The sequence below is a fragment of the Sulfurimonas sp. NW9 genome, from assembly GCF_051132275.1.
Lineage (GTDB): Bacteria > Campylobacterota > Campylobacteria > Campylobacterales > Sulfurimonadaceae > Sulfurimonas > Sulfurimonas hydrogeniphila.
In genome coordinates this window covers 1,463,912-1,486,947 of record NZ_CP093236.1, presented here as the reverse complement: position 1 = coordinate 1,486,947, position 23,036 = coordinate 1,463,912, and the positions used below count along the sequence as shown (strand labels likewise).

The following is a 23,036-nucleotide window of genomic DNA, read 5'->3' as shown; positions in this document are numbered from 1 at the left end:
CAAAAGAGTGCAATGGAGTTAGTCTTGTTGTTGTCTCATATAAGCAGGAATATCCAGATAATCACCGTCAAGTTCACCGCCTACGACAAGTCTTGGTCTTACTTTGGCGCGAACAGGAGCAGGTGTTTCACTGACAAAATCTTCATTGTTTGTCAGTTCTTTTTCAAAACCTGTTGCAACAATAGTGATTTTAATATAGTTCTCAGGAATCTTCTCGCTTGTAGAGGTTCCCCAGATAACTTCTGCATCATCATGTGCACTTTCATGGACAACTTCCATTGCTTCTGCAAGTTCCATCATAGGAAAATCAGGATGCATACTGAAATGTACCAAAACACCCATTGCACCGTTAATGGACATGTTGTCTAAGAGCGGAGACTCTATTGCCGCTTTAATCGCTTCATAGGCTGCATTTTCACCTTCATGTTCCCCCACACCCATCAGTGCCATACCTTTGTGACTCATAACAGTTTGCAAGTCGGCAAAGTCAAGGTTGATATCATTGTCCCCGCTTGAGAGAATAACACCTGATGTTCCGCTGACAGCCTGTGCCAATACGCTGTCTACTATTTTAAAGCTCTCTTTAAGTCCCAGTCTTCGGTCGATGATTGATAAAAGTTTGTCATTTGGAATAACTACTATAGAATCACTCTCTTTTTTGAGTTCTTCTAATCCTTCTTCCGCTAATTTTAAACGTTTTTTTCCTTCAAACATAAAAGGTTTGGTAACGATTGAAATAGTAAGGGCTCCAACTTCTTTGGCTATCTGAGCAACTACAGGTGCAGCACCTGTTCCGGTTCCTCCGCCAAGACCTGCAGAGATAAAAACAATGTCAGCCCCTTCAAGTGCTGCTCTGATTTCATCATAGTTTTCCAGTGCAGAATCTTTGCCTATGCTTGGTTTCATTCCGGCGCCCAAACCTTTTGTAAGTTTTGCACCTATTTGAATCTTTGAAGCGGCATTTGTTTCATTGAGAACCTGTGCATCGGTATTGATAAGCATCATCTCAATACCTGTTACACCTTCATTAATCATATGTCCTATCATATTTCCACCGCCGCCACCGACACCGACAGCTATAATTCTTGCACCGGTAGGGCTCTGTGCTTCTTCTATTACAAATGGTTCCATTCTTTCACTCCTTTAAAATAACTGGGTTGCCCAGTTCCAAAATTTACTGAAACTTCCAGCTTCATCACTTTTTTTCTCTTTTGCTGTCTCTAAGTTTACCATTTTATCCTTATCACTAACTGTTTGTTCTTCAGATGAGACTATAGGTATAACAGGTTCATTGGACAGATCAATACTGTTTGTTACTGTCGGCTCTTCATTAGTATGACGGACTCTTTTGTTGACATCAATCTCATAAGGGGTATAAGGAGAAGCAGAGTACATAACCAGTCCGACAGCACTTGCATATTCCGGACCGCGCAGTGAGTCAAAAAGACCGTTCATCTCAATAGGTTTTGCCAAACGAACAGGGACAGAACCAAAGGTTGCTACAGCCAGGTCACGTATACCGTCCATTTTTGAAAAACCGCCTGTGAGGACTATACCTGCTCCAATCTGCTCTTTAAGCCCACTGTTTTCTATAAACTGTGCAAGTATCATTAATGTCTCTTCGACTCTTGCAAATATAACATTGTGGACAACTTCCAGAGAGACTTCATGCGTAGAGTTCTCATCCCCGATAATAGGAAGCTCTATTAAATCATTGCTTGGCGTGAGCAGTGAACCATAAGTCAGTTTTACTTTGTCTGCAACATTAAGCGGTGTGTGCAAGGCCATGGAAAGGTCACTTGTTACATGGTTTGAACCAACACCCAAGAATTCATTGTAGCGAATTGAATTGCCTGAGTGAATGGCAATGTTGCTTGTATTACCACCCATATCAATAACTGCGGCACCTAACTCTCTTTCATCTTCATTGAGTGTTGCGATGGCTGAAGCATAACTGTTAAGGACTACATTCTCCACCTCGACACCAGCTCCCCTGACAGCTTTTTTAAGATTGTTCAGATTTGATTTTTGTGTCGTTATGATGTGTGTTTCAACCTCAAGTCTTGAAGCATTCATCCCAAGCGGATCTTCTATATAGTCCTGGTCATCTACTTTAAAGTTAAAAGGCAGTGCATGCAGAACTTCGTATTCGTTTGGTATATTGGCGTTGTACAAAGAAGTGTGCATAACTCGTTTTATCTCTTCAAAGGAGATCTCCTTTGATTGAATGTTTACAATGCCGTTTGAGTTAAGGCTTTTTGTATAGGCTCCGGATATGGAAACAATTGCCGTGTTGATATTGCTGCCTGATACCCGTTTTGCATCTTCAACTGCTGTTTTTATACTTCTTGAAGCAAGTTCAATGTTTGTTATGCTTCCCTTTTTTAAACCCTGTGCTTTTGTTGTGCCTGCACCGGTTATTGAGATTGTATGATTATTGTCGATTTCTGCAATGATTGCACAAATTTTTGTCGAACCTATATCTATGGCTAAAACAGTTCTACTCAATTTAGAGTCCTTGAATATAAATCTCAGTTTGGTACTTGTTTTGAAGCGTTTTTATAAGCCCTTCGTTAAACAGAGTATTTTTTAATTTTGCGACAGTATCGCTAACATTGTTGTTTTTATTTGTAAGCAGTTTTTGTTCCAAAATGTTGTATAAAACAACTTTTCCGTTATTCAGACCGATATAAGATCTTTTTTTATCACTCACAAACAGTTTTTGTAAGAAATCAGCAGCTTCTTGCTTACTTAAAGGTGCTAACTTGTCTACAGAAGTCACAGTAAGAAAATCAGAAGTTTTGCCTATAAAAGTATTTACAGAATCATTGACAAGTTTCATCAGTTTTTCTTTTTTCTTTTGTGTTATATAGAGTGGTAAAATTTCCGCTTTTGCTTCTTCAAATGATTTTGGTTTTGCAGGTATTGTTTTTGTTAACTCAAAAACATAGTATGTTCCATTGATATTTATCGGTTTTGTATATGGTTTCGTCAGTGCCAGTTTGGAAATTGTATTGAGTGTTTGCTCATTGAACGGATTGTTTGATTTTGAGATTTGAGTACTTTGCGGTTTTACAGTGTCCGGAAGTTTGTTCTTTTTAAATGCTATATATGTTCGTAAGGCTTTGTCTTTCATCGCTTTTGCATTAAGCTCCCTAAGAACCTTTTCTTTAGCTGCCTCAAGAGTTAAAATTTTACTGTCACTGCCTTTGAAATGTGTTCTGTTTTCTTTGTAGTATGTCGCAATCTCTGTATCGCTGAATTTTTTTGTTACAGGGGCTACCTTGATAAAAGTAACCTCGTAAACAACATCATTCATAAAATTGTTTTTCTGTTTTTGCCAAAACTTTTTTAATGCTTCATTGTCTACAGAAACCTGAATGTCATCAAGTGCAAGAACTTTATAGTTTATTTTGTCTGCGATGTTGAAAATCGTGTTTAAAATATTTTCTTCATTTTTTGATGTTTTTACAGGAAGCAGTTTCAGAGTTTTTTGTATAAGAAGTTCTTTTCGCAACTCGGTTTCATACTCTTTGATACTCAGTCTGTTCTGGGAAAGGACAAGCTTGTATGTCTCTTTGTCGAATGCTCCGTTTTTGTAAAAAGCTTTTTGCTGTTTGAGTGCTTCAATCATCTCTTCGTCACTTACAATAAGGTCATAGGACTGTGCAAGATTTATAAGCAATGCCTGCTGTATCAACTGTTGGAGTGCCTGTTTGTCCAATCCGAACTGTTTTGCTTTTTCTTCATCAAAGTTTCCCTGAAACATTTGATTATACTGTGCATAAAGACGAGAATAGGTTTTTTGCAGTTCACCGTTTGTAATTTCAACATTTCCCACTTTTGCAACAGCACCTGCTTTGTTGCCATAGCTGTATTGTCCCCAGCCGACAAAGCCTGCTCCAACAAATGCTATTGTTGAAATCCATATAGTTATAATAAGCCATTTCTTATGTCTTTGCATCCATGTAATCATATAATAAAAACCTTGTTTGTGATATTGTTTGATATTCTATGTAAATTCGTATTAAAACTTGATAAAGAGAGAAAATAAAAGGTATAATTTGCCCATGAAAAACAATGAATTGAAAAACAGAGATCTGGATGTCCTTTGGCATCCGTGTACACAAATGAAAGACCACGAAACGCTGCCGCTTATTCCGATTAAAAAAGCACACGGTATTTATCTGGAAGATTTTGAGGGAAACAGGTATATAGATGCTATCAGCTCCTGGTGGGTAAATATGTTTGGACATACGAATGAATATATTAATTCAAAAATAAAAGAACAGCTTGATACTTTGGAACATGTTATATTGGCAGGTTTTACGCATGAACCGGTTATAAGGCTTTCTGAGCGTCTTGTAAAACTAACACCGGCTAACCTGGATAAGTGTTTTTACTCAGATAACGGTTCATCTGCTGTTGAGCTTGCCTTGAAGATGAGTTATCATGCTCATTATAACGACGGAAAGAAAAAGTCTCTTTTTGTTTCTTTAAGCAATTCATACCATGGAGAAACCATAGGTGCTTTGAGTGTCGGAGATGTGAAACTTTACAAAGAGACCTATGAGCCTCTTTTGATCAAAACAATTCAAACACCTGTCCCTGTTGATATGAGTGAGACGGCAGCTGTAGAAGCAGCGCAGAAGTTTGAAGAACTGTGTCAGGAAAAAGCATCACAAATCAGTGCCTTGATATTAGAACCTCTTATACAGGGTGCAGGCTATATGCATATGTATCATGCAAAGTATCTGGTACTTGTTCGGGAAATATGTACAAAATATGATATTCATCTTATAGCCGATGAGGTAATGGTCGGTTTTGGAAGAACAGGAGAACTTTTTGCCTGTGAAAAAGCAGGAATATCCCCTGATTTCCTGATTCTTTCAAAAGGCTTGACCGGCGGATATTTACCGCTTTCTGTGGTTCTGACTTCCAATAACATATATGCAAAATTTTACTGTGACTATAATGAGCATAAAGCTTTTTTGCATTCTCATTCCTATACAGGGAATGCCTTAGCCTGTGCCGCTGCAAATGCAACACTTGATATTTTTGAAAATCAAAATATTATTGAAAAGAACAGAGAGCTTGCAGACTATATGTCACAAAAACTCCAAAGGTTTTTAGAATTGCCGAATGTAGAACAAATCAGACAGACAGGGATGGTTGGTGTTGTGGAACTCAAAGGCTATGATGCTAAAGAGAGAATAGGGCTAAAAGTATATGAATATGGGCTTGAACATGGTGTTTTGCTGCGTCCGCTTGGACACATAGTCTATTTTATGCCGCCTTATGTGATAACTAAGGAAGAGATAGATACTATGATGGATGTGGCATATGAAGCCATAACAGGGCTTTAGTCATAATCACAAAGAGAGTTACACGAATCACCTAACATGAGTAAGCGACAGCTTTTTTCCAAAATGGCAAGTTTTTTTGCCATTTCATGAATATCTCTGCTGTATGCATAGACCCCATATCCGCGAATCACCATCAGATTTGTCTTTTTTGTTTGAAAATACAAAATAATTTCACTTTGTGCTCTTTCATACCAGTCTTCAAATTGTTTGGGATCGATTATTTCCACCAAGCCTATCTCTGTATATCCAAAATAATCTTTTGGAATGATAATGTTATGTTCAAGTGAATAGGCTGTAGTGAATTGTGGCATACTGAAGCATATAAATTTTGCTTCTGAAATATGCGAATAGATTCCTTGGTGAATATTGGCGTCTATACTTGCCTGTTTCCATCTGTAGTCCTGTTTGAAAGACAACTCTATAAGACTCTCTTCATTGATGTTGTCAAATATAGCCTCTTTTGTGTTGATGATAAAGCGGCTTTTGTCTGTTTTGGAAGATATTGAACCGTGATATATGCCAAAAAAATCTTTTCTAAACATGGAAAGAGCCAGTGATGAGAGTTGATTTTTAAGGCGTGTTTTATTCATAAGGGTTACTTAAACCAGTTTTTCATTTTGTCTATCACTGAATCCAAAATACCTTCATGAGGTTTTGATTCTATGCCAAAAGAGTCTTGAATTTTGTCTAAAAGCTCTTTTTGTTCATCAGTCAGTTTTTTAGGATACTGGATGTTGATCACAGCGATTAAATCACCTTTCCCGTGTCCATGGACATCTTCTATCCCTTCACCTCTAAAGACATACCGTTGTTTGTCTTTTGTTCCGATGTCAAGTTTTAGTTCAAGTTCGCCTGTTAAAGAAGGTATTGTCAGGGTGTCTCCTTTAACAGCTTGCGTGAAAAATACCGGAATTTCAATATATACATCGTTGTCATCTCTTATAAAATGTTTGTCAGGTTTGACTTCAAATGTTACATAAAGATCGCCACGGTTTCCTTTTTTTCCGATATTTCCTTTTCCTGAAACGCGTAAGCGGTTCCCGCTGTCAATACCTTTTGGCACAGAGATGGTAATAGTCTCTTTTACCTCTTCATAACCCTTGCCATGGCATTTTCTACATTTGTCTGTTGCTGAGGTACCTGTTCCGTTACATACCGGACAGGTTTGAGAAAAGGTCATAAAGCCCTGTTTCATATAGATTTGCCCCTGTCCTTTACATTGCGGACATGTTGAGAGCTTGCCGTCTTTTGCTCCTGTACCTTTGCATGATTCACAGGCTTTTTTATAGGTGTATTTTATCTCTTTTTCACAGCCAAATACAGCCTCATTAAAATCAATGACAATATCGACATTCATGTCAAGCGGATATTTGTCCATATCGGCAGGATTTTGGCGTCTTGTGCGTCCGCCGCCAAATCCGCTGAACATCTCTTCGAACATAGACCCCAAATCATCAAAACTTGAAGAAGATCGACTGCCGCCGCCCATTCCCTGGAGACCTTCCTTGCCATAACGGTCATAAATACTGCGTTGCTGGTCATTGCTCAAACACTGATAGGCTTCATTAATAAGCTTAAATTTGTGTTCTGCCTCTTTATCCCCAGAGTTTTTATCCGGATGATATTTTTTTGCCAAAGTTCGGTAAGCTTTTTTGATAGTTGCCTTATCTGCATTTTGTGATACTTCTAAAATCTCATAATAGCTTAAGTGTTCCATTATAATAAAATCCTATTTAAATATTTTTTTGAAATTATACCCATTTTGTAGTTTAAAAAAAAATAATTAGATGATATAATACTGTTTATGAAACAAACAACTCTTTTTTTCCTGATGATGACACTTTTTTTAGGGTGCAACAAACATACACAGTCGCCACAGCCAAGTAAAATAAAAAATGTAAATTTTACCAAAACATCTTTTTCAAAACTTCCCGGATTTCAAGAACAAAATTATGATGAATTCTTAAATAATTTTACAAATAACTGTAAAAGTACACAGGGACAAAAAATCTATAAAAATTTATGTCAAAAAGCCTTACATGTAACAGATGCAAAACAGTTTTTGCTTAATAACTTCACCCCTTACTCAATAGCTGATAAAAGTGGAAATAAAGAGGGCTTGTTAACCGGGTACTATGAAGCACGGATACACGGTTCTTTTCATAAAAGCGATACCTACAAATATCCGATTTATGCAACACCGAAGGATCTGGTTGTTGTCGATCTGAGTTCTATATATCCCGAACTCAAAAACTACAGGCTTCGAGGAAAGATACAAAATAACAGGCTGGTTCCTTATTACAGCCGCAAAGAAGCAAAGCTTCATGATTTAAATGCCTCGGTCATTTGCTACTGTGATTCTAAAATAGACAGATTTTTTCTACAGGTACAGGGTTCAGGAAAGGTAATCTTGGATGATAATTCGACGATGTATATAGGATATGAAAACCAAAATGGCTATAAATATAAATCAATAGGAAAGTATTTGGTGCAAAAAGGAGAAATTTCTTTGCAAAACATCTCTTTGCAGAGTATCCGTAAATGGTTGGAGGAACATCCCTCTCAGATCGATGAAATACTTGATTACAATCCCTCTTTTGTCTTTTTTACAAAAAGAGACAAAGGTGCAACAGGTGCATTAGGGTTACAACTTCGAGAGAAAAGTTCTATTGCAGTTGATAAAAAATATATTTCGTTGGGAAATATGCTATACTTGTCATCAAGTTTCGGAAAAGAAAAATTTAATAATATCGTTTTTGCCCAAGATACGGGTGGGGCTGTCAAAGGTCCTGTACGGGCAGATCTGTTTTTAGGCAGTGGAGAGGATGCATTGAAAATTGCCGGAAAACTACAATCACCATTGCAGTTATGGCTATTTATGCCAAATAAAAAAGAAGTGAATGAATGAACAGCTCCTTGGAAAAATTTAACAGGCTTGTTGATGCACTCGGTGAATTGCCGAGTATAGGAAAAAAGTCGGCGACAAGACTGGCGTATCATATGATTATGAATGATACATTTGCAGGGATGAAAATAGCACATGCTATTGAAGATGCCCTGGGGAGTCTGAAAAAATGCAAAGAGTGTGGTGGCATGAGCGAAGATGAACTGTGTCATATCTGCTGTGACGAGACACGCGACACATCTTTATTGTGCATAGTTGAAAATGCTAAAGATATTTTGCTTTTGGAAGAGAATGGCCTGTTTGACGGAAAATATTTTGTTTTGGAATCACTCGAAGAGTTAAGTATGACACATCTGGAAACTATTGTACAAAATGGAATAAGAGAAGTGTTGTTTGCGCTTACGCCCTCAATAGCAAATGATGCCGTCATTCTGTATATAGAAGACAAACTTGGCATATATGATTTGAATTTTTCTAAAATAGCACAGGGTGTCCCGACAGGAGTCAGTTTGGAAAATATAGATTTGCTTTCATTAACGAGAGCGTTAGAAGATAGAGTAAGGGTGTAGATGAGATTATTTTTATATGTGATTTTAATAGTAACGGTGCTCCAGGCAGAACAAATCTCTGATGCAACAAAAAGTAAAATAAATATTGAAAATATTGCAAATGATACTTCAAAAGAGAATATGCAAAAATGGCTTGATAACTCTTTTGGTCTTCGTCCCTATAAAGCAAATTACCTTTTACCTTTTGGTGTTGCAAATAAGAAGTATATAAATCATAAACTCGATATTGTGCCATATGATAAGTTTGAAGCTGAAATCCAAGTGAGCTTGCAATTGCAAGTTTTTAAAAATATTTTTGGTTTAGGGGAAAAATACTCTTTGGCATATACGCAACAGGCTTTTTGGCAGATATATGTTACATCTTCTCCTTTTAGAGAAAACTTATATAACCCTGAAGGATTTGTTGTTTTTCCCATTAGTGACAAAAGCTCAATATTTCAAATGCGATCATTAAAATTTGCTATTGCACATAAATCAAACGGACAGCCGAATACAGAGTATATACCAGAATTTAATGGTTTTAATCTCTCTAAAAGTATAAATTATTTTTATACAACATTGCGATTGCAACATAGTACGCTTATTACAGACTTAACACTTTTGGTACCTTTCCCGGGAAGTGCAAATTTAAGTGATAATCCTGATTTAATGAAATATTTAGGGTATACAAAGGTAAAATTTACCTATTTTTATAATAAACATATGTTTAGTCTGATGGCACGAGGGAATATAGACAGTATGAGAGGAGCGGTTGAAGCGACCTATTCTTACCCTTTACGAAAAGACAAATCATATCTGTATATAAAACTTTTTAGTGGATATGTAGAGTCTTTAATAGATTACAACAAAGATATCACAAAACTTTCTATAGGTTTTAGCTTTTCTCGTTAGTAAAGAAAACTTTTTTGCATCTCTTTTTTATGGCTTCTTTGTCAAGTTCAAAGTTGCAAAAAAGTTCATTTGCCAAAACTCCCTGTCCCAAAAGCATGTCTGCACCGTCTTTACATGTAAGACCTTTTTCCTTGGCAAGTTGTAAAAAGGGAGTAATTCTGCCATATATGGCATCTGCAACATAGCGGGTATTTTGCAAAGCAGCTTCAATCATCTCTTTTGGTGCAGGCAGATTTTCATCTTTGAGACCGGCACTTGTTGTATTTATAACCAAGTCATACTGACTGGGCTGAAAATTTTCCCATGTATAACATTCACAGTCAAGTTTTTCAAAGTATGTAAGGCGTGCCTTGCTTCTGTTGAGTATGCTTACATGTAAACCTTCTTCTAAAAATTTTTGCACAAGAGCTTTTGCTGTGCCGCCTGCACCAAGTACCAAAATATTTTGTATATTTTTAAACTCATTTATGGCATACATAAAGCCATCAGCATCTGTATTGTAGCCGATAAGTTTTCCGTTTTCATTTATAAGTGTATTGACAACTCCGATTTTTTTTGCAAAGCCCCGAACTTCATCACAGGCAGCATAGGCGCTCTCTTTGTGTGGTACTGTGACATTGGCACCGCTCAGGCCCAGAGAAAAAAAGGTTTCTTTGAGTTTGTTGCCATCTTTGAGAAGCGTGCGTGTATAGCAGGCATTGTAATTAAGATTTTTGAAAACGCTGTTGTGCATCAGAGGACTGCGGGAGTGTGAAACAGGATTTCCAAAGATGGAGAAAAGTTTATGCATTGTATCTCTTTTAGTCTTTTTTATCTAAATCTTCAAGTGAGTGAATGAGCGCACCCAGTTTATTGTTTACTTCAAGATACTCCAGTTCTTTTATACTGTCTGCAACTATGCCTGCACCTGCCTGAAGAACTACCTTGTCTTCTTTTACAAGGGCTGTTCGTATGGCAATTGCACTGTCCATATTTCCGTCAAACCCGAAGTATCCGACACTGCCGCTGTAAAAACCGCGTTTTAAGCCTTCATATTCGGCTATAAGTTCCATAGCACGAATTTTTGGAGCACCGGTCATAGTACCTGCTGTAAATGTTGCCATAAACAGATCAAACATATCTTTGTCATCATCGAGTGTTGCTACCACATCAGAAACAATATGCATAACATGTGAAAAACGCTCTATATGCATAATATCTTCCACTTTGACTGTACCGGTTTTGGCAACCCGGCCGACATCGTTTCTGCCAAGATCTATAAGCATTAAATGTTCAGCCAACTCTTTTGGGTCTGCGAGCAGTTCTTTTTCAAGTTCTTTGTCTTTTTGTTTTGTAGTTCCGCGTTTTCTTGTACCGGCAATTGGGCGAAGAAGCAATTGTGTATCTGTGAGTCTCACCATAACTTCAGGCGATGAGCCGACGATACTGAAATCTTCATACTCCATTAAAAACATATAAGGGGAGGGATTTTTTGTACGAAGAATACGATAAAAACTAAAAGGGTGCACTTTTATATGTCTGGTGAAACGATTTGTCATCAAAATTTGAAAAACATCACCGCTTTTAATCATCTCCTTTGATTTGTCTATCATGGCAAAGAATTTTTCTTTTGTATGGGCAAAGCTTCCTTTGTCCTCTCCAATGTTGAAGACTCTGTGTTTGTAAGTATATGTGCCTTTTAAATCATTTTCAATGGCTTGAAATTTTTCACTGTACTCTTTGAGTGTCGAAATAAGTGTAATCTGATGATTTTTATGGGAATAGACAAGGACAAGTTTTGGTAAAATCAGGTCTAAGTCCGGAGTGTTCAATTCGTCTTTGAGGTTGTCCATGAATGATCGAAGTTTTGGCTCAAAGACTTTTACCATATCATAACCGATATAGCCGATAAATCCATCCACATAACCGACATTTAGTTTTTTTGTGGCATTTTTATATTCGTCTGTATCTATATTTTTATAATACTCTTTTAAAAAGGAAAAAGGATTTTCTTTTTTAATATGTTTTGTACCGTTTTTGTCTGTATAGACTGTTTTGTCGTCTATAAACTGTAAGCGTTCTCTCGCACCTATACAGATAAAACTGTAGTTCCCCTCACTTTGTCCGGCACTTTCAAAAAGGTAGGAGACCTCCTCTTTGAAAAACTCTTTTAGTTTTGAATAAACGGCAATAGGTGCCAGCTGATCTTGTGTAAATTGTTTAGAATATATCAAGATTACCCTTGTAAAATTATAATTTTACTAAAAATGCACCCGGCTCAATTTTGGCACGAATAACACGTTTAGCATTATTTGCTTCTTTTTGTGTTTTAAATGGTCCAATCAATACTTTGTTAAGTGTTTTTGAATTGACTGTAACTTTATGATATCTATATTTATAGCCTAAATTCGTAATAGATTTTAGGAATTTTTTATTTGGTTCATATTTTGAAAAAGACCCCACCTGTATATAATACTTTACCTTTGATGTTCCATGAGGTTTCTGTTTTATCTGAGGTTTTTGTGTCACTTTTTTGGTTTGAGTCACTACTTTTTTCTGTGGTGCAGCAACTGTTTTATGTTCTTGTTTACTTTCTTGTTTGAGTTTTTGTGCGATTTTATCTAAATCTTCATCAACAGAATTATTTTCCTGTATGACATCCACTTCTTCAAAAAGAGGTTCTTCAGGTGTTTCCTGTGCAAGAGTTTTGGCTTGAGGTTCCGGCGGCAGTATAGCTTGAGGCAAATTGTCTGTCCCCTTGGAATTAAGTGAATTCATAAGCATTACAACTACTATGAGAATAATTCCCAATGTGGCAACAGCGAGAATTATTTTTTTATTTGAGCTGGAAGAGCCGTTTTTATTCAGGACAATATCACTTAGTTCATTCTTATCATTCATACTATTATACCCTCAATCTTTTATTTGTTCTATGATACCAAAAATAACCTAAAGAACAAAATCACATATGCTTCGACCACGAAGCGCCTCTCTCTTTTGCATAGACTTCATAAGGAAGTGTCAAAATGTTGTATTCATCAGGCAAATCATTTGTCGGAAACATTCTCCACTGCTTTGGCTGTTTTGCAGCCAGTTTCATACTGATCATTTTGCCAAGCTGTATCGCTTCTTGCAGTGTTGTATGCCCTTTGTGAATATAGAGATGCAAATGCCCTTTGGTCTTTGTTTCATAGGCTGTAAAGTTAATAAAACCTTCTTCTCGCAAAAGAAGCTGTGCTTTGTGATAAAATCTTTCAGGATCTCTGCCGTTATAATCAATAACTATATTTTCAACAATCCCTTTTTTGTCCACAATCGAATGAGCTACAGTTATTTCACCTTTTATATGTTTGTTAATCACAGACTGGTTTAAAGGCGCATTGACTTTTTCAAATTTATTGTAAAAAGTACGCCCTTTAAAAGTGATTTTGTTCACTACCGTATCTCTTTTGATCCAGTAGTGGTCACTTACCATTTTTATAAGTTTTAAATCCATGGCAGTCATGTGGGAACCTTAATATGTTGGTTGGTTGTATATTACAAAATTTTGTGCAAGTTCTTTGAGTTCTTCTTTTATTTTTGCCTGAAGTTCAGTATTGTTGATATCATCCAAAACATCTGCCATTTTATTTGCGATGAGTTCAAACTCTTTTTCTTTCATACCGCGAGATGTAAGTGCCGGTGAACCGATACGAATACCTGATGTTACGAAAGGACTTCGTGTCTCTCCGGGAACAGTGTTTTTATTGACAGTGATCCCTGCATTTCCCAGAGCTGCATCAGCATCTTTTCCGGAGATCTCTTTGCCTACAAAACTGACAAGCACTAAGTGATTGTCTGTTCCGCCGCTTACGACATCATAGCCGCGTTTCATAAGTACATCAGCCAATACAGAAGCATTTTTCTTTACCTGTTTCGCATAATCTTTCCACTCTGGTGTAAGATTGTGTTTAAAACCAACTGCTTTTGCAGCGATTACATGTACAAGCGGTCCGCCTTGAAGAGCCGGGAAAATAGCAGAGTTTATCTTCTTTGCTATATCCTCATCATCTGTCATTATCATACCGCCGCGAGGTCCTGCAAGTGTTTTGTGTGTAGTTGTTGTAACTACATGTGCGTGAGGGAATGGACTAGGATGCTCACCTGCGGCTACCAAACCTGCAATGTGTGCGATATCTGCAAAAAGAATTGCACCGACTTCATCGGCAATTTCACGAAATTTCTTAAAATCAATTTCACGGGCATACGCAGAAGCCCCGCATACGATGATTTTAGGCTGTACAATTTTAGCGATATCTAAAACTCTGTCATAGTTAATACGTCCGTCAAGTTCAACACCATAGGTGAAACTGGAGTAGTTTTTCCCTGAAAAACTTGGTTTGGAACCATGTGTCAAGTGTCCGCCATGGCTCAGGTCCATACCTAAAAGTTTGTCACCTGCTTTTAAAAGTGCCGCATAAACAGCTCCGTTTGCCTGTGATCCTGAATGTGGCTGCACATTTGCATATTTGCACCCAAAAAGTTTACATGCTCTGTCTATAGCCAGCTGTTCTACGCTGTCAGCATATTCACATCCGCCATAGTAGCGTTTTGCCGGATACCCTTCAGCATATTTGTTTGTAAAAACCGAACCCATAGCTTCCATTACTGCCGGAAGTGTGAAGTTTTCACTTGCTATCATTTCCAGATGGTTAGTCTGTCTCTCTAACTCTTTTTCGCACAAGTTATAAACTTCTTCATCGTACTCTTTTAAAAAACTCATGGTGTCAAAATCCTTGTAAAAATTAAAAAATATATTTATTGTACTGAAAATATAATAATATTGTTCTGAATGGAGAGTCTGTTTTTTATTTATCAGGGTTTTGAGAGCTGTCCTTAAGTTTCTATGTGCAATAATGATGGAAAATTTCAATATAAAGGTGTTGCTATGAGAAAGTATGAAACGTATAGATGTAACAAATGTGGAAATATTGTAGAAATACAGGCAGTCGGAGGAGGAGAACTGCATTGTTGTGGCGTGGCAATGGAGATGATTACGCAAAATCTTACTTTAGTCAATCTTATGAAAGCGTTTGCCGGAGAATCTCAAGCCCGAAACAAATACGAATTTTATGCAAAAGTAGCACAAAAAGAAGGTTACCGAGATATAGCTGCCCATTTCCAAAGAGCGGCAAATAATGAAAAAGAGCATGCAAAATTAGAATTTGCCCTGCTTAACAGGCTCAAAAACAACAGTGAAGAGAGCTTTGGCAAGACAATGGAAAATCTTCAAGATGCCATTAACGGTGAGCATTATGAAAATTCTGATATGTATCCTGATTTTGCAAAAATTGCCAAAGAAGAGGGTGATAAAGAAGCAGCTGCACTTTTTACGGCTATTGGCAAAGTGGAAATTGAGCATGAGAAAATGTATAAAATGCTTTTAGAACGTCTAACTTCCGGACATGAGTTTGAAAGTGATGAAGAAGAAGCATGGATATGTGAAGTGTGCGGGCATGTTCATTATGGAAAAAAACCACCGAAAAAATGTCCTGTGTGTAAACATCCGCAAGAGTATTTTTCAAGACTGCTTGAAATAAAATAGGTCCCAAAGAGGATGAAGGAAGTCTTAAAAGACTATCGCTTCATATACATAAAGCGTTGCATCCTTGCAATGCTCGGGTGCAATTCCCGCTTTTTCAATGCAGCAGCTTCTGACAAACTGCTCTTTGTCCCATCCCATATCTGTTGCCACTTGCGGTAAATAGGTACCGTTTTTATTGCCGTATTCAATATATATTCCATGTTTGCCGACAATGACATCATCAACAGAATTGACTTTTTTTCTCGGTGTAAGCACTGAAATTTCAATCTCTATATTGTCAAGTTCTTCTTTTGTGACAGGGGTAAAACGGGTGTCATACCGTGAAGCGGAAATTGCCATATCTATAATGACTTGATAAAGAGGCTCATCCGGTTCAAATCGTCCTATACAGCCTCTGAGTCTGCCGTTTTCTTTAAGTGTGACAAAAGCACCGAGGTGCAGTTTGAATTTTGGAGGTACTTTCTCTTCATCGAGGGCAATTTTTCGGTTGTGTATAACAGCTTCATAAAGCGCTGCTTTTGCTATCTCTTTGAGTGCTTTTTTTTCTTCGTCTGTGAGGTAAAATTCATCTGTGTCCATAATAAAACTCCTTTGTAGATATATTTTACATATCTTTTACAAACTAATACTACACTTTATATATGAAAAACAAGATAAAATTATTAAAACAAGAAATAGCAAAAGGGGTCATCGGTCATGAAAATATGATTGATGCTCTGCTTATCGGACTTATTACAAACGGACATATATTGCTTGAAGGGGTTCCCGGTCTTGCAAAAACAACGGCCGTCAATGCCTTGTCAAAAGCATTGAGCCTGGATTTTAAACGTGTGCAGTTTACTCCTGATTTACTGCCGTCAGACATTATCGGAGCAGAAATTTATGATGTCAAATCCGGAGAGTTTAAAATTAAACACGGTCCGGTTTTTACAAATTTGCTTTTGGCAGATGAAATAAACAGAGCGCCTGCAAAAGTACAATCGGCACTCTTGGAAGTCATGCAAGAGAGACAGGTTACAATCGGTGATGAAAGTTTTAAAATCGAACCTCCGTTTTTGGTGCTTGCAACACAAAATCCGATTGAGCAGGAGGGCGCGTATACTTTGCCCGAAGCGCAGTTAGACCGCTTTATGTTTAAAGTAATTGTCGGTTATAACACAGAAGATGAAGAGTATTTAATAGCACAAAAAGCTGCAAATGAGACTTTTGAAACCATTGAACCGGTTCTTTTGGCCAGTGAACTCGAAGAGATGAAAGAAGAGGTAAAAGCTGTTTATATCGAAGAGGAGTTGAGTACCTATATAGTAAGACTGATCTTTGCAACAAGAGATCCGAAAAAATACGGTCTTGAAGCGTTGGAACGATATATAGCTTTTGGAGCAAGTCCGCGTGCAACGATAAATATGCTCAAAGCCGTCAAAGCAAGAGCCTATTTAAGAGGGAATGATTTTGTCTCTCCTATAGATATTGCTCTGAGCATCAAAGATGTATTGCGACACCGTATCATTTTAAGTTATGACGCCATTGCAGAGGGGTTAAGCAGTGATGATATTATTCAAACAATCCTAGAATCTATAGAAATACCGTAACAGCATGCTGAAAACACTTTTGGAGTCCAATAAAAAACTTGCACTAATCCTTATCAAAACACAAAGAGAAGTCTTTAGTAAAATTGCAGGGGAAAATATTTCAAAAAAAAGAGGCGAGGGATATGATTTCCAAGAACTCAGAGAGTATGAAAGCGGAGATGATATAAGGCATATTGACTGGATTATAAGTGCAAAAACTACAAAACCCTATGTGAAAGTTTTTCATCAGCAAAAAGAACTCAACGTAGTGATTGTTCCGTTTTTATGCGGTTCGCTTCATTTTGGAACGAAAATACTGAAAAAAGATTTACTGACTCAGATTTGTGCATTACTCAGTTACAGCTGTGTCAAGCAAAACAATCCCTTTGAGAGCTATATCTGCAGTGATACACTCTTTTTGTGTACGCAAAAGACCAAACAGCTCTTTGCTGTGCGAAGACTGGCAGAAAAGGTTGAGAGTTTTGATATTCTTGGAAAAACTTTGGATTATTCGTATAGTACACAGGCTCTTTACAGACAAATTCAAAGAAAGAGCATGCTGTTTTTAATCGGAGATTTTTTTGATACGCATGATTTAAATTTGATGGCATTGAGTCTGAAACATGAGCTTGTACTTATTATTGTCCGTGACCGTTTTGAAGAAAATCCTGCAGAACTTGGGGAGTTGCATATTACCGACCCGGCTTTGGGTATGAGTGCAGAGATAAGCCTTAACAAAAAAACGCTCCATTCCTATAGAAAAAAAATAGTACAAAATGATGAGATGCTGTATAAAAAACTGAAAACAGCAGGAGTCCGTTTTGTGAAAATTTACACAGATGAAGATCCGGCTGAAAAAATTATCGGTCTTATGGAGAAAACATGAATGAAATAAATGATATTTTTGCTCCTGTAACAGTACCGGACAACTCTTTGTATCTGTTAGTGTTTTTTATACTGCTTTTTTTTATACTGTTTTTTGCACTCTTTTATTTTTATAAAAAAAGAGTGCAAAAAAATAAAACAGACGAAACATGCTATTTGAAAATACTGCTGCATTCAAATTTTTATAATGTCAAACAAAGTGCTTACCTTTTTACCTATTACGGAAGAAAACTGGCAAAAACACAAGAGCAGAAAAAAGAGCTTGAGCATATAATTTCACAGCTTTTTCTCTATAAATACCAACAAAAATCTCTACAGATACCGCAAAAGCTCTCTCATGAAATAGAGAATTTTTTAGATACGCTAAGAGAATTCTATGCTTAATTCCTTTCATTTTACATATCCCTTTTTTTTGCTGCTGCTTCCTTTGTTTGTTTTGAGCACTTTGTTATTCAATCAGGAAAAAGAATCTTTCTATATGCCTCATTTTTTGCAACTGCTCTTGCATGTTAAGAAGAAACACTATGCAAGAGAAATTTTAAAATGGGCTATGATTACATGTATGACTGTTGCATTGAGCGATCCTGTTGTAGTGAAAAAAATAAAAGCAGTCAGGAGCAATGCCGTTGATATTGTGTTGGCACTTGATACCAGCGGTTCTATGAGTACTTATGGCTTTAATGAAAAAAATTACAAACAAAGCAGACTGGATGTGGTAAAAGAGGTCGTGAAAAGTTTTATAGATATGAGAAAGAGCGACAGAATAGGTTTGGTCATTTTTGGTACAACAGCCGCTATAGCCTCTCCTCTGAGTTTTGACAAAGAGGCGCAAAAAAATATCGTGGGCAAGATTGAAGTGGGGGTTATTGGAAAAAGCACAGCTTTGATTGATGCTCTCGTCTCTTCTGCAGCGCTTTTGAAAAATGCAAAAAGCAAGTCAAAAATCATTATACTGTTGAGTGACGGAGAAGACTCTGCAAGTAAAATTCCGCTTGCATTTGCACTGAAACTGGCAAAAAAATACAGCATAAAAATTTATACGATAACCATAGACAAAAGTTACAGCAACATGATGAAGGTTATTGCCAGTAAAAACGGTGCACAAAACTTTGAAGTGCAAAATAAAAAAGATTTACTCAAAGTCTACAAACGCATTGATAGGCTGCAAAAAAGTGAACTCGAGTACAATACTTTAGATGTAGAAGAGCATATATATTTTTATTTTCTTCTGTTTTCGTTGTTGTGCGCAATCTTGCTTGTAGCACATGTAAAAACGAGAGGGGTGTTGTAAATGTTCTTTTTATATGATTATGTACTGTACCTCTTGGTTGTTCCTGCATTACTCTTTGTTTTCTCTTTTAAAAAGAGCAACAATATTCTCGAAACTGTTTTTTCTCAGGCAGTGATCAGACAACTCACATTACATCCTCAGTTAATACAAGCTTCCATGCGCTACAGATATTTTTTACTTGTCATATCTTTGATGATAATCGCACTTGCCCGTCCTGTATATCTGAAACAAAATACGGTGATCAAACAGATGAGTAGTTCGGCTGTTATTGCACTTGATGTCTCAGAATCTATGAACTCATCAGATATTTATCCGAGCCGTTTCACTTTAGCCAAAGAAAAGCTTGTAAAACTCATCGAAAAAGCAGAGCATTTACATGTAGGGGTACTGTTGTTCGCTAAAAACAGCTATATGCTTTATCCCCTTAGTGAAGATACACAGGCTCTTGCCTATATGCTTAAAAACGCTCAGATAAAGCAAAAATTTGAGCCAAACACCAATCTCTTTGGTGTATTTGAGGCAAGTGAAAAAATGCTGCATACGGAAAAAACAAAAAATATAATTTTACTGAGTGACGGTGGTGAAGATGTCACAAGAGTGGATGAAACTGCATATATTAGAAAAAATCATCTAAGGCTGTATGTCATTGATTTTGCATCCAGGAAAAATAATGCCTTGAACAATATGGTGCAAAAGAGTCATGGGTATTATACAAAGTATCAATGGGGAGAGGGTGACATAGAAAAAATTCTCAATGCCATACAAAAGAGTTCGCAAAAGATATCTGCTGATGCATATGATATGAAACAGTATCAGGAACTGTTTATGTATCCTTTGGGGCTTGCACTGTTGATTCTCTATTTTGTTTTTATACTGAACTTGAAAAAAAAGCATACAGTTAAACTGACAGTGTTGTTTGCTCTGATGCAGCTGACTTTTTTAAATACTCCTGTAAATGCGGGTGTTTTCGATTTTATAACTCTGCAAAAAGCAAAGTCTTTTTATGCAAAAAGCAGTATGAGCAAGCGGTAGAATGTTATAAAAAGCTCAAGCCTACAAGCGCAGTTAATTATAATATTGCCAATGCTTTGTATAAAAAACATGAATATTTACAGGCAATAAAGTATTATAAAAAAGCACTCGGCAAAGATAAACTGTTCAATGCAAAAATTTATCACAATATCGGCAACTGTTATGTACAAAGAGGGAAACTGGAACTGGCAAAGTCTCAGTTTGAGCATTCTTTGCAACTGCATGTTTTTGATAAGACAAAAAAGAATTTACAGATAATTACACAGGAGCTTAAAAAAAGAAAAAAACTCAAAAAGATTTTCAGCAGAGGCACGGCAAAAGTATGTTTTAAAAACAGGCTTGAACAAATGAATAATGATTATAAAGTCAGTTCAAAATACAAGATAAAACTGCAAAAACTGGTTTTGTCAGAGGAAGAAAAATGGATAAAAATAATACAAAAACAAAAAACTCCTGTTTTCTTGCAAAAAATCCGGACAAAAAGGAGCAGCAGTGACAGTAAAAAACCTTGGTAGTATAATTTTTTTACTCTTTTGTATTCCTTTGGAACTGTATGCATGGGTACAAACAACTGCACCCAAAGAGATTGTCAAAACAGAAACTTTGGAGTTTCGCGTGGTTGCAAAAGGTTTTCATGTTACATTTCCAATGATAGAGTATATAGACGGGTATATCGTGCAAAATGTAAGAACTTTCCATGAGGCAACGCTGATTCATGCGAAAAAAGCAGACAAAGTGACTAAAATTTACTCTTTGGCACCGACCGAAGATGTTACATTACCTGCTTTTAGTATCAAAGTTGACGGCAAGGTTGAAAAGACACAGCCTTTACATGTAAAGGTGAAAAAACGCACACAAACACATTCACCGGATTATAGACTCAGTATGAACATCAGCAATATAACGCCGATGGCAGGAGAAAAGTTTCTGTTACATGTAAGGCTTGTCTGTAAAGATGATGTAGAAGACTATAGTGTTGAGACCCCCCGTTTTAATGATTTTGCATTGCAGGAAATCAGTGACAAAGAGTATAAAAACGATAAAGGCGAATGGGTCGAAGAGCTTCGCTATGAAATCATAGCCCAAAAAAGCGGTACTTTTGTTTTAAATCCCATAAAAGCTGCAATAGAACTCTCAAGCCCAAAATATGCAAAACGAAATATTTATTCTAATGCTCTGAACCTGGAAGTGAAAAAAATTCCAAATAATCTTACTGTTATGGGTTCTTATGAGCTTCATGCAAGTGTGAATGTCAAATATGTCCAAAAAAATCAGCCGGTACAATTCACACTCTCTCTGCAGGGCAAGGGCAATATCAATAATTTTGATGATATAAACATAAGTATAGCAGGTGCAACCGTATACGAAAAAAGTACAAAAAAACTGCACCAGGGAGAGGAAGAAATTTATCAAAAAAGTTTTGAAATTGTTTCGGATAAAAACTTTACAATTCCCTCTGTTTCTTTAGAATATTTTGACATCAAGGAGCAAAGAGTAAAAGAGATAACAACACAGGCTTTTGCGATACATGTGGAAGATGCTGTGTTTGAAGATACAACAAAAAAGAAGGAAAGGACAACTATGATGGAAAAAGCAGTTTATTTTTTGTCGGGAGTATTTGCAGCACTGTTTTTAGTTTACATGTATCAGGTACTGAAAAATACTACAAGAACGGACAAAGAAAAAAGGATCAAAAAAGAGTTGCAGAGTATTGGGGATAAAGAGAAATTTTTGAAAAAAGTTGTACCTTATTTGGGAAAAAACAGATCACTGGACAGATTACTGTATACTCTTGAAAATGTAGAAAATGCTGAATTTAAGCAATTGAAAAAAGAGATAATCAGATATATCTGTGAAGAAGATATTTTATAGCAACATTATGTTGCTATAAAACTAGTTTAAGTTCGGTTTAGGAGTTTTATCTGTTGAAGCAGGAAGCATAGGCATCATCATATGCGGTTTTTTCCCTGTTAATGAACCTAAGAATGCTTCAATAGACTCAGCCTGTTTGTCCGTAATTTTCATTCCAAGTTGAATACGCCCCATCTCTTTGATAGCATCTTTTAAGTTCCAAATCATACCATTGTGAAAGTAAGGTGCAGTCTCAGTAATGTTTCTGAGTGTCGGTACTTTTACCATGCCGTTTTTGTCACCTTTAAAGTCACCTGTATTCATGTATTTGTATGTTGCTGCCACATTCAATACATTCATTTCACCGCCAAGTGCTACACCGTTATGACAAGATGCACAACCAACTTGAATGAAAGTTTTCAGACCCTCTTTTTGCTTTGGTGTCATTGCTTCTTTGTAACCATTCATAAATGCATCAAACGGTGCCGGTGTTACAAGTGTACGTTCAAAATTTGCAATAGTGTCCGTAATTTTTTCAAAAGTGATTTTTACATTGTCACCGTATGCTTTTTTAAATGCTTTTACATATTCCGGCATAGATTTGACTACTTCTTCTATATGTCCTTTTGTTGCTGCCATTTCAGGATGGGCAAGTGCTGGTCCCTGTGCCTGCTCTTCCAAATCTTTTGCCCGTCCGTCCCAAAACTGAGAACCGAAGAACACTGCATTGTAAACTGTCGGTGCATTTAAGTGATGCGGATTGTGTCTCCACATATGTCCTGTTGAAGGACCTACGCCGTCATCTCCACCTTCCATTAAATTATGGCATGTGTTACATGAAATAAGACCACTGCGTGAAAGACGCGGATCCATATAAAGCTTTTCACCGAGTTTTACTTTTGCTTTTGTGATAGGATTTTTCGGATTGTCTATCAGTTTTAAAAGTTCAGTTTGTGAACTCGGAATTGGCATAAGGCCTGCGTTTTTTGCATCTTGAACCAATGATGATGCCATTAACGAAGCGGCTGTTAATGCTAGTGCTGCGATTTTTTTCATTTTGTCTTCCTTCTAAATATTTATAGGTGTAGTATAACAGAACTAATCTTAAAGGAAAA

At 36.8% G+C, this 23,036-nt stretch carries 23 protein-coding genes and 1 pseudogene; 12 read left to right on the top strand and 12 right to left on the bottom strand.

Annotated features, from left to right (window positions below):
• Positions 1-18: 18 nt before the first annotated feature.
• Genes ftsZ through MLC44_RS08415 form a run of 3 tightly spaced genes read right to left on the bottom strand, consistent with a single transcriptional unit; the run spans position 19 to position 3,976 of the window.
• Positions 19-1,131 (bottom strand): cell division protein FtsZ, encoded by a 1,113-nt coding sequence (gene ftsZ / locus MLC44_RS08425; RefSeq protein ID WP_151900107.1) that lies wholly within the window; start codon positions 1,129-1,131, stop codon positions 19-21.
• Positions 1,132-1,143: 12 nt separating this feature from the next.
• Entirely contained in the window at positions 1,144-2,508 is a 1,365-nt protein-coding gene (ftsA, locus tag MLC44_RS08420) for a cell division protein FtsA (RefSeq protein ID WP_151900108.1), read from the bottom strand.
• Position 2,509: 1 nt separating this feature from the next.
• Positions 2,510-3,976 (bottom strand): peptidylprolyl isomerase, encoded by a 1,467-nt coding sequence (locus tag MLC44_RS08415; protein WP_434656920.1) that lies wholly within the window; start codon positions 3,974-3,976, stop codon positions 2,510-2,512.
• A 94-nt stretch (positions 3,977-4,070) separates the two neighbouring features.
• Between MLC44_RS08415 and MLC44_RS08410 the strand changes: the two genes are divergently transcribed.
• The gene (locus MLC44_RS08410; RefSeq protein WP_346388874.1) at positions 4,071-5,366 is read left to right on the top strand and encodes an adenosylmethionine--8-amino-7-oxononanoate transaminase; all 1,296 of its coding nucleotides are present in this window, start codon (positions 4,071-4,073) and stop codon (positions 5,364-5,366) included.
• Here MLC44_RS08410 and MLC44_RS08405 read toward each other — a convergent pair.
• Positions 5,363-5,956, bottom strand: coding sequence for a class II aldolase and adducin N-terminal domain-containing protein (locus MLC44_RS08405; RefSeq protein WP_151900111.1), 594 nt, complete (start codon positions 5,954-5,956; stop codon positions 5,363-5,365). The genes MLC44_RS08410 and MLC44_RS08405 overlap by 4 nt on opposite strands.
• 5 nt (positions 5,957-5,961) lie before the next feature.
• The gene (gene dnaJ, locus MLC44_RS08400) at positions 5,962-7,083 is read right to left on the bottom strand and encodes a molecular chaperone DnaJ (RefSeq protein ID WP_151900112.1); all 1,122 of its coding nucleotides are present in this window, start codon (positions 7,081-7,083) and stop codon (positions 5,962-5,964) included.
• An 87-nt stretch (positions 7,084-7,170) separates the two neighbouring features.
• Between dnaJ and mltA the strand changes: the two genes are divergently transcribed.
• The 3 genes from mltA to MLC44_RS08385 are packed head-to-tail and all read left to right on the top strand — an operon-like array spanning position 7,171 to position 9,731.
• Positions 7,171-8,274, top strand: coding sequence for a murein transglycosylase A (mltA, locus tag MLC44_RS08395; RefSeq protein ID WP_434579898.1), 1,104 nt, complete (start codon positions 7,171-7,173; stop codon positions 8,272-8,274).
• Entirely contained in the window at positions 8,271-8,840 is a 570-nt protein-coding gene (gene recR / locus MLC44_RS08390) for a recombination mediator RecR (RefSeq protein WP_151900113.1), read from the top strand. Before mltA ends, recR begins: the two co-directional genes overlap by 4 nt.
• Complete coding sequence (locus tag MLC44_RS08385) at positions 8,841-9,731, top strand: phospholipase A (RefSeq protein WP_434636362.1); 891 nt, start codon at positions 8,841-8,843, stop codon at positions 9,729-9,731.
• Here the strand turns inward: MLC44_RS08385 and MLC44_RS08380 are convergent.
• The 5 genes from MLC44_RS08380 to MLC44_RS08360 form a co-directional block, all read right to left on the bottom strand.
• On the bottom strand, positions 9,715-10,521 hold the full coding sequence (locus tag MLC44_RS08380; protein ID WP_434656918.1) for a shikimate dehydrogenase: 807 nt from the start codon (positions 10,519-10,521) through the stop codon (positions 9,715-9,717). The two genes, MLC44_RS08385 and MLC44_RS08380, sit on opposite strands and share 17 nt — an antisense overlap.
• A gap of 10 nt (positions 10,522-10,531) precedes the next feature.
• Positions 10,532-11,944, bottom strand: a complete 1,413-nt coding sequence (locus tag MLC44_RS08375; RefSeq protein ID WP_151900116.1) for an anthranilate synthase component I family protein — start codon at positions 11,942-11,944, stop codon at positions 10,532-10,534.
• Positions 11,945-11,960: 16 nt separating this feature from the next.
• The gene (locus MLC44_RS08370; RefSeq protein ID WP_346388871.1) at positions 11,961-12,611 is read right to left on the bottom strand and encodes an SPOR domain-containing protein; all 651 of its coding nucleotides are present in this window, start codon (positions 12,609-12,611) and stop codon (positions 11,961-11,963) included.
• A gap of 61 nt (positions 12,612-12,672) precedes the next feature.
• Complete coding sequence (locus tag MLC44_RS08365) at positions 12,673-13,215, bottom strand: DUF1882 domain-containing protein (RefSeq protein ID WP_151900118.1); 543 nt, start codon at positions 13,213-13,215, stop codon at positions 12,673-12,675.
• 9 nt (positions 13,216-13,224) lie between these two features.
• Positions 13,225-14,472: a serine hydroxymethyltransferase gene (locus MLC44_RS08360; RefSeq protein WP_151900119.1), complete on the bottom strand. Its 1,248-nt coding sequence runs from the start codon at positions 14,470-14,472 to the stop codon at positions 13,225-13,227.
• Between the two features lie 165 nt (positions 14,473-14,637).
• On the opposite strand from MLC44_RS08360, the gene rbr reads away from it, so the two are divergent.
• The gene (gene rbr, locus MLC44_RS08355) at positions 14,638-15,294 is read left to right on the top strand and encodes a rubrerythrin (protein WP_434656915.1); all 657 of its coding nucleotides are present in this window, start codon (positions 14,638-14,640) and stop codon (positions 15,292-15,294) included.
• A 24-nt stretch (positions 15,295-15,318) separates the two neighbouring features.
• On the opposite strand, the gene amrA is transcribed toward rbr, so the two are convergent.
• The gene (gene amrA, locus MLC44_RS08350; RefSeq protein ID WP_151900121.1) at positions 15,319-15,873 is read right to left on the bottom strand and encodes an AmmeMemoRadiSam system protein A; all 555 of its coding nucleotides are present in this window, start codon (positions 15,871-15,873) and stop codon (positions 15,319-15,321) included.
• Positions 15,874-15,935: 62 nt separating this feature from the next.
• Between amrA and MLC44_RS08345 the strand changes: the two genes are divergently transcribed.
• The 7 genes and pseudogenes from MLC44_RS08345 (at position 15,936) to MLC44_RS08315 (ending at position 21,942) form a co-directional block, all read left to right on the top strand.
• The gene (locus tag MLC44_RS08345; protein ID WP_151900122.1) at positions 15,936-16,883 is read left to right on the top strand and encodes an AAA family ATPase; all 948 of its coding nucleotides are present in this window, start codon (positions 15,936-15,938) and stop codon (positions 16,881-16,883) included.
• A gap of 4 nt (positions 16,884-16,887) precedes the next feature.
• Complete coding sequence (locus MLC44_RS08340) at positions 16,888-17,748, top strand: DUF58 domain-containing protein (protein ID WP_346388869.1); 861 nt, start codon at positions 16,888-16,890, stop codon at positions 17,746-17,748.
• Positions 17,745-18,131 carry a hypothetical protein gene (locus MLC44_RS08335; RefSeq protein ID WP_151900124.1) on the top strand — a complete coding sequence of 129 codons (387 nt, stop codon included), beginning with the start codon at positions 17,745-17,747 and terminating at the stop codon, positions 18,129-18,131. The genes MLC44_RS08340 and MLC44_RS08335 overlap by 4 nt, the downstream gene beginning before the upstream one ends.
• Before the next feature lie 94 nt (positions 18,132-18,225).
• On the top strand, positions 18,226-19,038 hold the full coding sequence (locus tag MLC44_RS08330; RefSeq protein ID WP_434656911.1) for a vWA domain-containing protein: 813 nt from the start codon (positions 18,226-18,228) through the stop codon (positions 19,036-19,038).
• Positions 19,039-20,070: a vWA domain-containing protein gene (locus MLC44_RS08325; protein WP_434656908.1), complete on the top strand. Its 1,032-nt coding sequence runs from the start codon at positions 19,039-19,041 to the stop codon at positions 20,068-20,070.
• A gap of 38 nt (positions 20,071-20,108) precedes the next feature.
• Positions 20,109-20,585, top strand: a pseudogene (locus MLC44_RS08320) (tetratricopeptide repeat protein); the annotation flags it as partial.
• Positions 20,563-21,942 carry a BatD family protein gene (locus tag MLC44_RS08315; RefSeq protein ID WP_434656905.1) on the top strand — a complete coding sequence of 460 codons (1,380 nt, stop codon included), beginning with the start codon at positions 20,563-20,565 and terminating at the stop codon, positions 21,940-21,942. The pseudogene MLC44_RS08320 and the gene MLC44_RS08315, both read left to right, overlap by 23 nt.
• A gap of 21 nt (positions 21,943-21,963) precedes the next feature.
• On the opposite strand, the gene MLC44_RS08310 is transcribed toward MLC44_RS08315, so the two are convergent.
• Positions 21,964-22,977, bottom strand: a complete 1,014-nt coding sequence (locus MLC44_RS08310) for a cytochrome-c peroxidase (protein WP_346388865.1) — start codon at positions 22,975-22,977, stop codon at positions 21,964-21,966.
• Positions 22,978-23,036 lie beyond the last annotated feature (59 nt).

Coding starts and splice junctions, on each gene's coding strand:
- MLC44_RS08385 (WP_434636362.1), top strand. CDS start 8,841: ATGAGATTATTTTTATATGTGATTTTAATAGTAACGGTGCTCCAGGCA.
- ftsZ (WP_151900107.1), bottom strand. CDS start 1,131: ATGGAACCATTTGTAATAGAAGAAGCACAGAGCCCTACCGGTGCAAGA.
- MLC44_RS08330 (WP_434656911.1), top strand. CDS start 18,226: ATGCCTCATTTTTTGCAACTGCTCTTGCATGTTAAGAAGAAACACTAT.
- MLC44_RS08310 (WP_346388865.1), bottom strand. CDS start 22,977: ATGAAAAAAATCGCAGCACTAGCATTAACAGCCGCTTCGTTAATGGCA.
- rbr (WP_434656915.1), top strand. CDS start 14,638: ATGAGAAAGTATGAAACGTATAGATGTAACAAATGTGGAAATATTGTA.
- MLC44_RS08415 (WP_434656920.1), bottom strand. CDS start 3,976: ATGATTACATGGATGCAAAGACATAAGAAATGGCTTATTATAACTATA.
- amrA (WP_151900121.1), bottom strand. CDS start 15,873: ATGGACACAGATGAATTTTACCTCACAGACGAAGAAAAAAAAGCACTC.
- MLC44_RS08340 (WP_346388869.1), top strand. CDS start 16,888: ATGCTGAAAACACTTTTGGAGTCCAATAAAAAACTTGCACTAATCCTT.
- recR (WP_151900113.1), top strand. CDS start 8,271: ATGAACAGCTCCTTGGAAAAATTTAACAGGCTTGTTGATGCACTCGGT.
- MLC44_RS08365 (WP_151900118.1), bottom strand. CDS start 13,215: ATGACTGCCATGGATTTAAAACTTATAAAAATGGTAAGTGACCACTAC.
- MLC44_RS08370 (WP_346388871.1), bottom strand. CDS start 12,611: ATGAATGATAAGAATGAACTAAGTGATATTGTCCTGAATAAAAACGGC.
- mltA (WP_434579898.1), top strand. CDS start 7,171: ATGAAACAAACAACTCTTTTTTTCCTGATGATGACACTTTTTTTAGGG.
- dnaJ (WP_151900112.1), bottom strand. CDS start 7,083: ATGGAACACTTAAGCTATTATGAGATTTTAGAAGTATCACAAAATGCA.
- MLC44_RS08410 (WP_346388874.1), top strand. CDS start 4,071: ATGAAAAACAATGAATTGAAAAACAGAGATCTGGATGTCCTTTGGCAT.
- MLC44_RS08325 (WP_434656908.1), top strand. CDS start 19,039: ATGTTCTTTTTATATGATTATGTACTGTACCTCTTGGTTGTTCCTGCA.
- MLC44_RS08335 (WP_151900124.1), top strand. CDS start 17,745: ATGAATGAAATAAATGATATTTTTGCTCCTGTAACAGTACCGGACAAC.
- MLC44_RS08360 (WP_151900119.1), bottom strand. CDS start 14,472: ATGAGTTTTTTAAAAGAGTACGATGAAGAAGTTTATAACTTGTGCGAA.
- MLC44_RS08380 (WP_434656918.1), bottom strand. CDS start 10,521: ATGCATAAACTTTTCTCCATCTTTGGAAATCCTGTTTCACACTCCCGC.
- MLC44_RS08405 (WP_151900111.1), bottom strand. CDS start 5,956: ATGAATAAAACACGCCTTAAAAATCAACTCTCATCACTGGCTCTTTCC.
- MLC44_RS08345 (WP_151900122.1), top strand. CDS start 15,936: ATGAAAAACAAGATAAAATTATTAAAACAAGAAATAGCAAAAGGGGTC.